Origin of the sequence: Jannaschia sp. M317 (genome assembly GCF_025141175.1) — a bacterium.
Lineage (GTDB): Bacteria > Pseudomonadota > Alphaproteobacteria > Rhodobacterales > Rhodobacteraceae > Jannaschia.
Window position 1 is genome coordinate 1,004,531 of sequence record NZ_CP081155.1, and the last position, 14,035, is coordinate 1,018,565.

Annotated in this window: 12 protein-coding genes; 6 read left to right on the plus strand and 6 right to left on the minus strand. The window is 64.9% G+C overall.

What is annotated here, in order from left to right; genetic code table 11:
* Positions 1-294 precede the first annotated feature (294 nt).
* Positions 295-2,013: a bifunctional diguanylate cyclase/phosphodiesterase gene (locus K3551_RS05300; RefSeq protein WP_259918291.1), complete on the plus strand. Its 1,719-nt coding sequence runs from the start codon at positions 295-297 to the stop codon at positions 2,011-2,013.
* Between the two features lie 155 nt (positions 2,014-2,168).
* On the opposite strand, the gene K3551_RS05305 is transcribed toward K3551_RS05300, so the two are convergent.
* Together K3551_RS05305 and K3551_RS05310 are read right to left on the minus strand one after the other, a co-directional pair.
* Entirely contained in the window at positions 2,169-4,916 is a 2,748-nt protein-coding gene (locus K3551_RS05305) for a [protein-PII] uridylyltransferase (protein WP_409197405.1), read from the minus strand.
* Positions 4,917-4,956: 40 nt separating this feature from the next.
* Positions 4,957-6,156 carry a penicillin-binding protein activator gene (locus K3551_RS05310; protein WP_259918293.1) on the minus strand — a complete coding sequence of 400 codons (1,200 nt, stop codon included), beginning with the start codon at positions 6,154-6,156 and terminating at the stop codon, positions 4,957-4,959.
* A 103-nt stretch (positions 6,157-6,259) separates the two neighbouring features.
* Between K3551_RS05310 and rsmI the strand changes: the two genes are divergently transcribed.
* From rsmI to gshB, 3 genes are all read left to right on the plus strand, one after another.
* Positions 6,260-7,114 carry a 16S rRNA (cytidine(1402)-2'-O)-methyltransferase gene (gene rsmI, locus K3551_RS05315; RefSeq protein ID WP_259918294.1) on the plus strand — a complete coding sequence of 285 codons (855 nt, stop codon included), beginning with the start codon at positions 6,260-6,262 and terminating at the stop codon, positions 7,112-7,114.
* Positions 7,111-7,464, plus strand: a complete 354-nt coding sequence (locus K3551_RS05320) for a YraN family protein (RefSeq protein ID WP_259918295.1) — start codon at positions 7,111-7,113, stop codon at positions 7,462-7,464. Before rsmI ends, K3551_RS05320 begins: the two co-directional genes overlap by 4 nt.
* 93 nt (positions 7,465-7,557) lie before the next feature.
* Complete coding sequence (gene gshB, locus K3551_RS05325) at positions 7,558-8,499, plus strand: glutathione synthase (RefSeq protein WP_259918297.1); 942 nt, start codon at positions 7,558-7,560, stop codon at positions 8,497-8,499.
* A 111-nt stretch (positions 8,500-8,610) separates the two neighbouring features.
* Here the strand turns inward: gshB and K3551_RS05330 are convergent, their stop codons facing one another.
* The 4 genes from K3551_RS05330 to K3551_RS05345 form a co-directional block, all read right to left on the minus strand.
* On the minus strand, positions 8,611-10,125 hold the full coding sequence (locus K3551_RS05330) for a YifB family Mg chelatase-like AAA ATPase (protein WP_259918299.1): 1,515 nt from the start codon (positions 10,123-10,125) through the stop codon (positions 8,611-8,613).
* A gap of 162 nt (positions 10,126-10,287) precedes the next feature.
* The gene (locus K3551_RS05335; RefSeq protein WP_259918301.1) at positions 10,288-11,154 is read right to left on the minus strand and encodes a glutathione S-transferase; all 867 of its coding nucleotides are present in this window, start codon (positions 11,152-11,154) and stop codon (positions 10,288-10,290) included.
* 57 nt (positions 11,155-11,211) lie between these two features.
* Complete coding sequence (locus tag K3551_RS05340; RefSeq protein ID WP_259918303.1) at positions 11,212-11,769, minus strand: histidine phosphatase family protein; 558 nt, start codon at positions 11,767-11,769, stop codon at positions 11,212-11,214.
* Positions 11,766-12,332, minus strand: a complete 567-nt coding sequence (locus K3551_RS05345; RefSeq protein ID WP_311199768.1) for a bifunctional adenosylcobinamide kinase/adenosylcobinamide-phosphate guanylyltransferase — start codon at positions 12,330-12,332, stop codon at positions 11,766-11,768. The genes K3551_RS05340 and K3551_RS05345 overlap by 4 nt, the downstream gene beginning before the upstream one ends.
* Positions 12,333-12,399: 67 nt before the next feature.
* Between K3551_RS05345 and K3551_RS05350 the strand changes: the two genes are divergently transcribed.
* Positions 12,400-13,278 carry an RNA polymerase factor sigma-32 gene (locus K3551_RS05350; protein ID WP_259918306.1) on the plus strand — a complete coding sequence of 293 codons (879 nt, stop codon included), beginning with the start codon at positions 12,400-12,402 and terminating at the stop codon, positions 13,276-13,278.
* A 50-nt stretch (positions 13,279-13,328) separates the two neighbouring features.
* On the plus strand, positions 13,329-13,994 hold the full coding sequence (locus tag K3551_RS05355; RefSeq protein WP_259919486.1) for a ChaN family lipoprotein: 666 nt from the start codon (positions 13,329-13,331) through the stop codon (positions 13,992-13,994).
* The last annotated feature ends 41 nt before the right edge of the window (positions 13,995-14,035 follow it).

Genomic DNA, 14,035 nt, shown 5'->3' on the forward strand with positions numbered 1-14,035 from the left:
GGGCTCGCGAAACCTGCTTGCGACATGTGCCGGATAGACTTCGGCTGCGGTCCCGCCAGGACGTTGAAGAGGGCGTCCGAAGGTCACTGGGTGGAGGGCGGGTTTCTTGCCTCTTGTGTTTGCCGGGACTCTATATTGGCTGAAAGTAAAAGCGCCACATTATTGAACCTCCTGTAAAATGAGGAACGCGCTTCTGTACCTACTACAATCCTAAGCATCTAGAAATTCGTTTAAACCTACTGGTAACGCTTATGCCTTTAGGCACTCAGCAGGTTATTGCAGGAAGAGTTGACAATGAGTGCTAAAGGACGTGGCCTGAACAGCATACCAGTGCGCTTTTATTTGATGAGCGGAGGAATGAGCGGTTTGGCTGTCACTGGCTTGATGCTGGGCGTAAAGACCGAGCTGTCCAGTGTATGGCTTGGTCTTGCGATCACGTCAGCGATCATATTTCCGGCACTTGTTACTCTGTTTGCTGCACGCAAGCTGACAGCGCAGATAATGTCTCTGCGAGACAGCACCGAGGCGTTGGTTTCCGGTGACTATGATGTTGCGGTGGACGTTGATTGCGCCTGTGAGGTCGGGGGCCTTGCCGACAGTTTCAAAAAGATGGTGGAACGCCTGAACAGCAATATATTTCGGATGAACGTGCTGGCTTATGCAGACGCCGTCACGGGTCTTCCGAACCGGGCCGTTATCTTTCATTTGCTAAACCGTCTGACTGAAAAACCCGGCGGTGTTTCTACCGCTGTACTCTTTATCGATTTGGACGGCTTTAAACGGGTGAATGACATGCACGGCCACGAGGTGGGTGACAACCTGCTGCGCGCTGTCAGCATGCGCATCGCCTCGGCTCTTGATCGTTCGATCGAAAATCTGTCAACCTGCATGACGCCGATGGGTGAGCTTTGCGACGAGCCGCCAAGCGACATCGTCCTGGCAAGAGTTTCTGGTGATGAGTTCGTCGCTCTGTTCCCTGCTGGCGTGGGCGAAGCGGATGTGCTTGCTGCCAATATCCTGGATCGACTGGAGGAACCCTTTGAGGTTGACGGTGCCACCTTACACATAGGCGCAAGTATAGGTCTTGCCCGTTATCCAGACGATGCTGACACCCCACAAGAGATCCTAAACATCGCGGACCTTGCCATGTACGAGGCAAAACGGAACGGACGCGGTCGCGTGGTCGCCACCAATACGGCCTTGCGCACCCAATGGCAGGACCGACGTGACGTAGAGAGAGACCTCAGGCAGGCCATCGAGAACGACGAGATTACACTCGCATACCAGCCTAGGTTTGCGACAACTGATATGACGTGCGTAGCCGTTGAAGCACTGGCGCGGTGGGATCATCCCACACGTGGAGCCATTTCGCCCGGTGTCTTCGTACCGATCGCGGAACAGGCGGGGCTGGTTCCACTTCTTGGTGCAGCCGTGTTCGAAAGAGCTGTGCGGCAGTGCCGTACATGGCAGGATCAGGGGCTTAGCATTTCTGTTTCAGTCAACGTCTCTACAGCGGAATTCGCTGCGCCTGACCTCGTCTCCCGTCTGGTCTCCGTCGTTAAACGGTATGATGTTGAGCCCAGCTCCATCGAACTTGAAATAACCGAGACAATGGCCATGGGCGATTTCGAGGCGACACAGGAACAAATGATTTACCTTAGAAATGCCGGTTTCAGGATCGCGATCGACGATTTCGGGAGTGGCTACTCCAACCTGTCCCAGCTCTCGCGCTTGCCCTACACATCGGTCAAGCTGGACCGATCACTGATACTCGACATTTCGAGGCCGGATATTGGTTTGAAAATTCTGCGCGCGGCGACTGGCATGGCGAAGGCGCTTGGACAGTCGACAATAGCTGAGGGGATTGAGACTCAGGAACAGTTCGAGGCGATCAAACTTTTGGGTTGTGATGAAGTACAGGGGTTCTTGCTCGCCCACCCAACATCCCCCGGCGCAATTCCAGACCTCGTTTTCCACTCGGGAGATGCGCGTTTAGGCATTCGTCACGGCTGATACCACCGCTCTTCCGGCAATTGTCCAAGTGAAGAGTCGACACTGACCGTGAGACTTGGTTTCGTCATAGGTATGTGTGCTTCGCACCGAACCAGGCAATGGAGCAGCCGCAGCGAATGTCCGCTCCGTCCGCAAAGCGGCCCCCTTGCCCCCCCTCAGGCCCCCGCCCGTTCCGCCGCGCGGGTGATCGCGGCGCGGAGTTTCTTTTCCAACCCGTCCTGCTTGGACTTGGACAGGATCTTTAGGCCGAACAGGTCCTTGACGTAGAAGACATCAACCACCTGCGCGCCGTAGGTCGCGATGACCGCCTGGCTCATGAAGATGTTGGACTGCGCAAAGACCTGCGTCAGGTCATAGAGCAGGCCGGGGCGGTCACGGGTGTCGACCTCGATGATCGTGTAAATGTCCGACCCTTCGTTGTCGAAACTGATGTTCGTGGGGACCTGGAACTTGCGCTCGCGCTTCTTGATCTCGCGGCCTTCCAGGGCACGGCGGGTCGCCACCTCTCCGCGCAGGATCTTGTCGATCATGGCGCGCAGTCGCGGCAGGCGCGACGGCTCGTAGGGGTGGCCTTCGGCGTCCTGCAACCAGAAGGCCGACAGGGCGTGGCCATCCTTGGAGGTAAAGCTGCGTCCGTCGACAATGTTCGCGCCCACAAGGGCCAAGGCCCCGGCCAGGCGTGAAAACACGCCGGGGTGATCCTGGCAGGCCATCAACACGCGGGTCGCGTCGCGGTCTTCGTCGGCCTCCAGGTGGACGCGGACTTCGTTGCTTTCCAGGCCCTGCAGCATCTGGGCGAATTCCACCTGCGCGGCGGTCGGGATGCCCTGCCAGTAGGGGCCGTAGTGACGGCCGATTTCGGTGCGCAGCTGCGCCTCGGTCCAGCCGGGCAGCGCCTCGCGGAACAGTTTCTTGGCCTGCGCCTCGCGGGTGTCGCGGTTCAGATCCTCCAGCCCGTTTTCCAGCGCGGCGGCGGTGGTCCGGTGCAGGGCGCGGATCATCTGCGCCTTCCAGTTGTTCCAGACGTAGGGACCGACACCGCGGATGTCGCAGACCGTCACCACGGTCAGCAGGTCGAGGCGTTCACGCGTCTTCACCGCCTTGGCGAAATCGCGCACGGTGCGGGGATCGGCGATGTCGCGTTTCTGCGCCATGTCGGACATGAGCAGGTGGTGGCGGACCAGCCATTCGACGGTCTCGGCCTCGCGCGGTTTCAACCCCAGACGGGGGGCGACGGTGCGGGCGATGCGGGCCCCCAGGACCGAATGATCCTCGGGGCGGCCCTTGCCGATGTCGTGCAGCAGCAGCGCGGTATAGAGAATGCGGCGGTTCACCCCCGCCTTGAGAATGCCAGAGCACAGCGGCAGGTTTTCGACCAGCTCCTCCCGCTCGATCTGGGCCAGGTTGGAGACGACCTGGATGGTATGCTCGTCCACGGTGTAGCTGTGATACATGTTGAACTGCATCATTGCGACGATGGGCGCGAATTCGGGGATGAAGGCCGACAGGATCTCCAACTCGTTCATCCGGCGCAGAACGCGTTCAGGATTGCCGTGTTTGAGCAGCAGTCCCAGGAACAGCTTTCCGGCCTCGGGGTCGGCGCGCATCTTGCGGTCGATCAGGTGCCGGTTTGCGGCCAGCAGGCGCATGGCGTGGGGGTGCAGCAGCAGCCCGGTGCGCAGCGCCTCTTCGAAGATGCGCAGCATGTTGAGCGGATCGCTGAGGAAGGCCACTTCATCGGCGATGTCGAGGCGGCCCTGGCGTTCCTCGTAGGGGTCCTTGACCTTGCGGCGACGTTTGAAGAAGCCCAGCAGCGCCGGCTCCTGCTTGACGTTGTCCGCCTCCAGCGCGGTCAGCAGGATGCGGGTCAGTTCGCCCACCTTGGTGGCGTGGCGGAAATAGGCCTGCATGAAATGTTCGACGCCGCGCCGTCCGGCATGATCCGAATAGCCCATGCGCGCGGCCACCTCGACCTGCATGTCGAAGGACAGAACGTCCGCGGCGCGACCCGCGATCAGGTGCAGGTGACAGCGCACGCACCACAAGAATCGCTCCGCCGCCTCGAAGTTCGTGAATTCTTCGGAGGTGAAGATCCCCAGCCGCACGAGGTCGGCCGCGGTCGGGACCTCGTAGCGATACTTGGCAATCCAGTAGAGCGTCTGGAGATCGCGCAGCCCGCCCTTGGCCTCTTTGACGTTCGGTTCCAGCAAGTACCGTTGACCGCCCTGCTTGCGGTGCCGCTCGGATCGTTCTTCCAGCTTGGCTTCGATGAATTCGGGCGCCGTCTTGCGGAACAATCCATCCCAGAGCGTGTCTTGCAGGGTTTCGGCCAGAGGGGCGTCGCCACAGATCAACCGCTGTTCCAGAAGGGCGGTGCGGATGGTGATATCTTCGCCGCCCAGCCGGACACATTCCTTTACCGTGCGGGTCGAATGGCCGACCTTCAGCTTCAGGTCCCACAGAATGTAGAGCATGGATTCCACCACGCTTTCGACCCAGGGGGTGACCTTGTAGGGGGTCAGGAACAGCAGGTCGACGTCGGAATGCGGCGCCATTTCACCGCGCCCGTAACCGCCCACGCCCATCACCGCAAAGCGTTCGCCCTCGGTCGGGTTGGGGCAGGGGTGCAGGATGCGGGTCGCGACCAGCCAGACGCATTGAACCAGGCGGTCGGTCAGAAAGGCATAGCTGTGCGTGATGCGGCGGGCGCGGGTCGGATCGGCGTCGAAGCCCAGCGCGATAGCGGCGCGGCCCCGATCCTGGGCCGTGCGCAGGACGTCGACCACGGCGCGGCGGATCGACATCGGGTCCGGCTGGTCCACGGCCAGCGACAGGGCGTCCAGCGTGCCGGGCGCGTCGAAGATATCGTCCGCGGCCGCGATGAGGGTCTCATCGGTGGCCACGGGAAGGTGTTCGGGGCGGAAGGTGCCTTTGGTCCCGGTCTCAGGACCCGGCGCCGCCAAATCGGGTAGGGGCAGGGCTGACCACCTGTGCTGTTCGGTTCACGACTTGGGCGACCGCCAGACCGCGCTGGATCGTGCCGTCGCCTTTCAGCCGGAATACCCCGCCTGTGCCCGCAAAGCCAGAGGCAGCGGTCAGCGAGGGGCGTCCGACCGTCTGGCCGCGCTTGGAAATCGCACCGATTGCGGCCATGCCGTCATAGGCCAGACCGGCCAGCGGGTGCGGTGCCCCGCCAAAGGCCCCCTGGTAGCGGGCGCGAAACTGGTTCAGCGGGCCGGGGTCCGGCAGGGTGAAATAGCCGCCCTGCAGTCCGGGCAGTTGCAGCGCATCCGCCGGAATGTCCCACCGGGTCAGGCCCAGATAGCGGAATCCTTCGCCGCCGATGCCCGTCTCGGACAGCAGCTGCGCCATCACCGGCAGGTCGCCTGCCGTGTTGCCGGTCAGGAAGATCGCGTTCGTGTTGGTCGACCGGGCCTGGGACGCAATGGTCGGCACGGCGGCGACGATTCCTTCCTGGCTGAGCGGATAGGCGACGGAGCCGGTGATCTGCGCGCCTGTGCCTGGGGCTGCGCGCACGATCGCCTGCTGGGCCACAATACCCGCCTGTTGATCGTTGTGCGTCACCAGAACCCGGTTGCGGCCCTGGCTGGCCGCAAAGCGCAGCAGCCGGTCGGCCGTGTTCTCGAAGGTATTGCCAAGAACCCAGACGTTGCCGCCCGCGATCGAGGTGTTGTTCGAAAAGCTGAGCACCGGCACCCCGCTGCCCGCCGCCGTCACGCCGGCGGCGGCGGCGTTATCGGCATAAAGCGGGCCGAGGATGACCTGTGCGCCCGCGGCCAGCGCCTGCTGCGTGGCGCTTTGGGCACCGGCGGCGGTGCCCTGGGTCGGATAGACCGTCAGGGCCACGGCCTCTGCGCCCAGGTCGGCGGCGGCCAGGCGGGCGGCGTTTTCCAGGCTTTGGGCGATGCCCGCGTCGGTGCCGCGCGAGGACCCGTAGGGCACCAGCAGGGCGACCTGCGTGGGCCCGCTGCCACGCACGCCGCTGCCACCGACAGTGCCGCCGCCGCCGGGGGCCGCGACCTGACAGGCGGCCAGCACGGCAGACACCGACAAAAGCGCGGCGGCCTTGCGCGCGCGGGCGAGGAGTGAGACGCATGAGCGTGCGGCTTGGGCGATGGACATGTCGAGCGGTTCCTCTGGGTCTCTGCGCCACTGGCGCGATCTATGCCGCGAAGGTAGTGCGCCCCTGCGGGCGCGTAAACACGTCTTAGGTTAAGGTGCTGAAATGGCGGACAGTGGCGCAATCGAAGCCGGACTGCATCTGGTGGCCGTGCCCATCGGATCGGCCCGCGACATCACCCTGCGCGCGCTGGACATCCTGCGCGGTGCGGACGTTCTGGCCGCCGAAGACACCCGGTCCCTGCGCCGCCTGATGGAAATCCATGGCATCCCCCTGGAGGGGCGCCCGATGATTCCCTACCACGACCACAACGGGCCCGCCGCGCGCCCCCGGCTGTTGCAGGCGCTGCGTGATGGGAAATCGGTGGCTTATTGTTCCGAGGCGGGGACGCCGTTGATCGCCGATCCGGGGTTCCAACTGGGCACCGCCGCCCGCAGCGAGGGCGCGACCCTGCGCGCCGCCCCGGGGGCGAGCGCGGTCCTGGCGGCGCTTTGCGTCGGTGGACTGCCGACGGATCGGTTCTTTTTCGCGGGCTTCCTGCCGCCGAAATCCGCCGCGCGCCGCGCCGCTTTGCGGGACATGGCCGCGATCCCCGGCACGCTCGTCCTTTACGAATCGCCCAAGCGGTTGGCGGCGCTTCTGTCGGACGCGGCAGAGGTCCTGGGCCCCCGTCGCGCCGCTGTCTGCCGGGAATTGACCAAACGGTTCGAAGAGGTGCTGGACGGCGATCTGCCGGACCTGGCCACCCGCGTGGCCGAGGACCCGCCGCGCGGTGAAATCGTGCTGCTGATCGACCGGGCCGTCCAAGAGGAGGTGTCCGAAGAGACGCTTCGCGAGATGCTGGCGGTGGAACTGGAGGCCGGGTCGTTAAAAACTGCGGTAAAAAGCGTTTCGGAAAGAACCGGAACTGCGCGTAAACTGGTGTACGACTTGGCCTTGTCGATGAAGGATGCACCATGAGCGGCACGATTTCCTACCACGCAGGCCTTGCCGCCGAAGACAGCGTCTCGCGTCATTATGGCCGGTCGGGTCACGACGTCGTGGGGCGTCGCTGGCGTGGCCGGGGCGGGGAAATCGACGTGATCGCCCGGCGTGGCACGGAAACGATCTTCATCGAGGTCAAGAAAAGCGACACCCATGCCCATGCGGCTGCGCGACTGGGGCCACGACAGATCCAGCGATTGTTCGATTGTGCCGGGGAATACATGGGCACGCTGCCCGACGGGATGAATTCCTCCGTGCGGTTTGACGTGGCGCTGGTCGATGCCACCGGCCGCATCGAAGTGATCGAGAACGCGCTGGCCGCCTGACCGCCGCGCAGGTCCCCCTGCGACGGTGAACATTGCCCCGGGGCGCGGCTTGCGCCATCACTCCGCGCAACATTGCCCGCCGGAGAACCGCCAATGCCCCTCAAGGTTGCCTTTCAGATGGACCCCGTCGAGGCCATCGACATCAACGCCGATAGCTCTTTCCGCCTGGCGCTGGAGGCGCAGGCGCGGGGGCATTCCCTGTTCTATTACACGCCCGACAAGGTCGCCTACGACGAGGGACGGATACTGGCACATGGCCAGGACATGGAGGTCCGGCGCGAGGTCGGCAATCATGTCACCCTGGGTGAGATGCGCGAGGTCGATCTGGCGGAGTTTGACGTGATCTGGCTGCGGCAGGATCCACCGTTCGACATGTCCTATATCACCACGACCCATCTGCTGGACCGCTTGGCCCCTGGCACCCTGGTCGTGAACGATCCGACCTGGGTACGGAATTGGCCGGAAAAGCTGATGGTGCTGGATTTCCCCGATCTAACGCCGCCGACGATGGTGGCGCGCGATCTGGACATGCTCAAGGCGTTCAAGGCGCGCCATGGGGACGTGATCCTCAAGCCGCTCTACGGCAATGGCGGCGCGGGGGTGTTTCGCCTGACGCCTGAGGATCGCAACCTGAATTCCCTGCATGAGCTGTTCTCGGGCATCAACCGGGAGCCTTTGATCATGCAGAAATTTCTGCCTGCCGTGTCGAAGGGGGACAAACGCGTGATCCTCGTCGACGGAGAAGCCGTGGGTGCCATCAACCGCGTGCCCGCCGAAGGGGAGACACGGTCGAACATGCACGTGGGCGGCCGGCCCGAGCCGGTGGCCCTGACGCAGCGGGACAAGGAAATCTGCGCCGCGATCGGGTCGCGTCTGCGGGACAATGGCCAGATCTTTGTCGGTATCGATGTGATCGGGGACTACCTGACCGAGATCAACGTGACTTCGCCCACCGGTCTGCAGGAGTTGGAGCGGTTCGACGGGACCAACGCCTCTGCCCTGATCTGGGAGGCGATCGAACGGCGGCGCGCCTGACGCGGGGCGCAGACGATCTGCGCCCTACACCGCATGGGACCGCATCGGTTCCGCTTGATAGGCGGACGCAGCCGTAAGCCGTAGGGCGCAGATTGTCTGCGCCGCCCCGCCTCAGATGTCGCGGGCAGCGATGAGGCGGTAGGACAGGGCCTCGGCCACATGGGGCCTGCGGACCTGGGGCGCATCGTCCAGGTCCGCGATCGTGCGCGCGACCTTCAGAACCCGATGATATCCGCGTGCGGTCAGGCGGAACCGTTCGGCGGCGCGGGCCAGAATATCGGCCCCTTCCGCGTCGGGTGCGGCCACCTCCATCAGGGCATCGCCTGCGATGTCGGCATTGACGCGGATGCCGTCGTGACCGGCATAGCGTGCGGTCTGCAGCTCGCGGGCTGCGGCGACGCGGGCCGCGACCTCGCTGCTGTTGGGGCCAGAGGGGGGCAGAGCCAGGTCCGCGACCTCTACCGCCGGGACCTCGAGCCGGAGGTCGAACCGGTCCATCAGGGGGCCGGAGACCTTGTTCATGTATTCCTCGCCGCAGATCGGGGCACGGGTGCAGGCCGCGTTGGCGTCGAAAAGCATGCCGCATTTGCACGGGTTCGCCGCCGCCACCAGCAGGAAACGGCAGGGATAGCGGACGTGGGCATTGGCGCGGGCGATCACGACCTCGCCGGTCTCAATCGGTTGGCGCAGGGTTTCCAGGACGGCGCGGGGAAATTCCGGGAACTCGTCCATGAACAGGACACCGTTGTGCGCCAGGCTGATCTGCCCCGGCCCCGCCCGTTTGCCCCCCCCCACGATGGCGGCGACCGAAGCGGTGTGGTGCGGTTCCTGAAAGGGACGCCGGTGCAGGATGCCGCCTTCGTCCAGGGTGCCCGCAAGCGAATGGATCATCGAGGTTTCCAGCGATTCGGCCGCCGAAAGGGGTGGCATCAGGCCGGGCAGGCGGGCGGCCAGCATGGATTTTCCTGCACCGGGTGGGCCCACCAGAAACAGGTGATGGCGCCCGGCTGCCGCAATCTCCAGTGCGCGTTTGGCGCGGTCCTGACCGCGGACGTCGCGCAGGCAAGGGCCGGCCTCTCCCTCTGGCAGGCGGGCCGGGGCGGCGGGATCAAGGGGGGCGTTGCCGGTCAGGTGGTCGATCAACGCCTTGAGCGAGGGCGCCGCGTGGACCGCGGTCGCGCCGACCCAGGCCGCCTCGGTCCCGCAGGCGGCGGGGCAGTAGAGTGTCGCGCCAAGAGCACCCGCCGTCACGGCGGCGGGCAGGGCCCCCGCAACCGCGACCAGGCCCCCGTCCAGCGACATTTCGCCCAGGGAAACGGCGCGCGCGACCTTGTCCGCAGGCACGATTTCAAGCGCGGCCAGCAGCGACAGCGCGATGGGCAGGTCGAAATGCGCGCCTTCCTTGGGCAGGTCGGCGGGCGAAAGGTTCACGGTGACCTTCTTTGATGGCAGCGCGATCGACAGTTCGGACAGGGCGGTGCGAATGCGGTCCCGTGCCTCGGAGACGGCCTTGTCCGGTAGACCGACGATGGAAAAGCCCGGCAAGCCCGGCGACACCGCGCATTGCACGTCGACGGGCCGCGCCTCCAACCCCTCGAATGCCACCGTGGTGGTGCGTGCCAGCATCCCGTTCCCCTTTGGCAAAGAGGTTAACGCGGGAAGGGTAACTGAATGGTTAACGCGCAGGATGGCCGCCGCGTCGGCGGGAAGGCGGGGCGAGAGTTCCCGGGCCGCCTTGGATGCGGGTGTGAGGCCCGCCAAGGTTGACGGTGCCTCACGGAGGATCGGTCAGGCGGCGATCATTTTCATGAAGGCAGGCCAGGCTTCTGGATCCGACAGGGTCTTGTCGCGGCAGAAGGCGTTGCAGAAACCCCAGGTGCGGCCTTCGACGGTCAGGAAATGCGTGACCGGGTCGCCCGAATAGGGGCAGGCCGCGTTCTCGGACGGTCCCTCGGCCAATTGTGCCGCGAGAGGCTGCGGCATGGGAAAGGGCTGTGCCGGTTCGATGACGTCATAGACGTCGATCGTGCGATTCTGCGCCTCGCCCATGGCGCGCCACCGGCGCAGCGGCAGGTGGTTCAGATGCGCGTCGACATAGGCCTGCGTCGCCTCGGACACCGGCAGGCCATAGCCCGCGATCCGCATGGCTGCGGGCGCATAGAACGCATCGGCGGCGGAATAGCTGCCGAAAAGCCAAGGGCCCTCGGTCGCCTCGGCGCGGGCGGCGGACCAGAGGAGTTCCATCCGGGTGAGGTCGGCCAGGACCGGCTCGGACGGGGTGAAGCCGCCCGATTTGATCCGAAGGTTCATCGGACAGGCCCCACGCAACGCGCCGAAGCCGGAGTGCATCTCGCCCACAAGCGACCGGGCGAGGGCGCGCGCCTTCGGGGCACGGGGCCAATGGCCGGCTTCGGGGAAAGCTTCGGCCAAGCCTTCGGCGATGGCGATGCTGTCTGTCCAGAGACCACCTTCGGGGGTGCGCACGGTCGGAACCGTGCGTGCCGGAGCCCAGTTCGCCAGCTCTGCGGCGAAGTCGGGGGAGTACATGCGCGTCCGGGTTTCGCGGAACGGCAGGCCGAAAGCTTCGAACAGGAGCCAGCCGCGCAGCGACCAGCTGGAATAGGATCGATCACCGATCAAAAGATTATATGTCATGGCCGTTCGCTAGCCTTTCGGACGGGGCAGGGGAAATCAGGAAATCTGCGGGGTCGATCACGGTTTGTGATTGGCGCCATGCGCGGTCAGCCCCGCACCCTGCAGGTCGATGCGGGTCAGGCTGAGGTTGTCGATTTTTTGCGCCAGGGCATCGAACGGCGCAAGGCCGCGCGCCTCGGCCCAAAGGGTCAGGATCACGCCCATATGCGCCACGACGATCAGGTCGGGGCCGGTGGCCAGCCGGGTCACGGTGGCCCGCACCCGCGCCGCGACGTCGTCCCAGCTTTCGCCGCCGGGGGCGCGTTGGGCACCGGGACGGTCGAAATAGCTGCGCAGGTCCGGGCTGTCGATGGCGTCGAATGGCTGGTCTTCCCAGTCGCCGTAATGAAATTCCCGCAGGGTGGGGGCATGGGGCAGGCGGGGGCGGTTGGCCTGGATGGCGTCCGCCGTGGCGGTGGCGCGGATCAGGTCGCTGCTGACCACCGGGGCCTGGGGCAGGGCCCTGGACAAACGGGTCAGCGCGGCGCGGTCCGACAAATCGGCGGGCAGGTCGGTCCAGCCGACCATCCGCCGCGCATGGGTCGGTCCGTGCCGGATCAGCCAGAGCCGGGTCACAGCGTCCCCTTGAGCAATTGCGGCAACCCCGCGGTCACCTGGACGACACGGTCCGCGGCGGCGGCCAGCTGCTGGTTCAGCGCGCCCTGCGCCCGCTGGAACCGCCGGGCCAGAGCGTTGTCGGGGGTCACGCCACCACCGACATCGTTGCTGACCACGATATAGTGCGCCGGGCCGGTGGCCATGGCGGCGATCCAGTCGGTTGCAGGCCCCTGCCAGTCTGCCTCGGCCATCATCAGGCCGGTCAGCCACATGGTCGCGCAGTCGATCAGCAGGGTCTGATCGGCCCCGGCCCCGGCGCAGATCGCGGCCAGATCGTCCGGCTGTTCGATCAACTGCCAATCGGATCCGCGCCGCGCCGCGTGGTCACGGGCCTTGGCGCGCATGTCGTCGTCCCAAAGCTGGGCGGTCGCGACGTAAATTTTTTTTTCGGACAGATCGCGTAAATAAGTCTCTGCCCACAGAGACTTACCAGATGCCGCATGTCCCAGAACCAGGGTGGTGGAATTTTTTTTGACCAATTTCGGGAACCCTTCCGAAAGACGGCGCGTTCGCCTGTGCAACGACCGATTACGAGGACGTCGGGCCTGTCCCGGCCAACCTGCATTCGTCCCACCGGGGGATTACACTATGGCTTTTGAATTCAACAGCGACATGTCCCTCTCACGGCGGGCAATGAAAGCGGAACTTCTGGATGCGGAGACGGAGCTGAGGCTTGCCTACGCCTGGCGCGATGAACGATGCGAGGAAAGCCTGCATCGCCTGATCACCGCCTACATGCGCCTGGCAATTTCCATGGCGGCAAAGTTCAAGCGGTATGGCGCGCCGATGAACGACCTGATCCAGGAAGCGGGCCTTGGCCTGATGAAGGCGGCAGAGAAATTCGACCCGGATCGCGGCGTTCGATTTTCGACCTACGCGGTCTGGTGGATCAAGGCCTCGATCCAGGACCACGTGATGCGCAACTGGTCCATGGTGCGGACCGGATCGACGTCATCGCAAAAATCCCTGTTTTTCAACCTGCGCCGGGTTCAGGCAAGGTTGGAGCGGGAGGCGATGGCCGAAGGTGTGATCCTCGACCGGCAGACCATGCGGGAACGGATCGCCAAGGAAGTGGGCGTCCCGCTCCATGATGTCGAGATGATGGAGGGGCGCCTCAGCGGGTCCGATTTCAGCCTGAACGCCACGCAATCCTCGGACGAGGATGGGCGCGAGTGGATCGACACCCTGGAAGACGACGCGACCCAGGCCGATGAAACGGTCGAGCACACCCATGACACCGAAACCCTGCGCCAATGGCTTCTGACGGCGCTGACCGCGCTGAACGACCGCGAGCAGTTCATCGTGCGCGAACGCAAGCTGCGCGAAGAGCCGCGGACCCTGGAAAGCCTTGGCAACGAGCTGAAGCTGTCCAAGGAACGGGTGCGCCAACTGGAGGCAGCGGCCTTTGCCAAGATGCGGAAATCGCTGGAAAATCAATCTCGTGAGGTTTTCGAATTCCTGAACTGAGGCTGGCGCTGGCGGCGGTCTGCTTTGCCGGGGCCGCAAGCGCGGCCGCGCTGCCTGCGGCGGATATCTATGTTCTCGGCGAACGTCACGACAACGCCGATCACCACGAAGCCCAGGCCGATCTGATCCGTCAGATCGGCCCAACGGCGGTGGTGATGGAAATGCTGACCCAGGAACAGGCGGACCGTCTGACGCCAGACCTGCCGCGCGATCCGCAGGTTCTGGATCAGGTTCTTGACTGGTCCGACATGGGATGGCCCGCCATCGCGATCTATCTGCCGATCTTTCAGGCCAGCGATGCGCCGATCCTGGGCGCGGCGGGCGCGCCCGGCGATCTGTCTGCCTTTGGCCTGGATCAGCCGCTGCCCCCCACGGAACAGGCCACCCGCGAGGCCCTTCAGGCGGCGGTCCATTGCGACGCCCTGCCATTGGACCTGTTGCCGCAATTCGTGGCCCGGCAACGGGCGGTCGACGCGCAATTCGCGGCGCGGACGCTGGCGGCGCTTGACCGATACGGCCCGCCGGTGGTGCTGATCGCGGGCAACGGCCATGCCCGTGCCGATTGGGGGGTGCCCGCAGCCGTGGCCCGGGTGCGGCCCGAGGTGTCGGTCCTGTCCGTCGTTCAGGGCGAGGGCGGCAGCCAGCCGCCCGGTGGCGATCTGGTGCTGGATGCGCCCCGACCTGACCGACCGGACCCCTGCGCGGCGTTTCGCTAGGCACGCCGCGCCGCCAAAAGGGGGTGCGGTTTCCGGGCGGA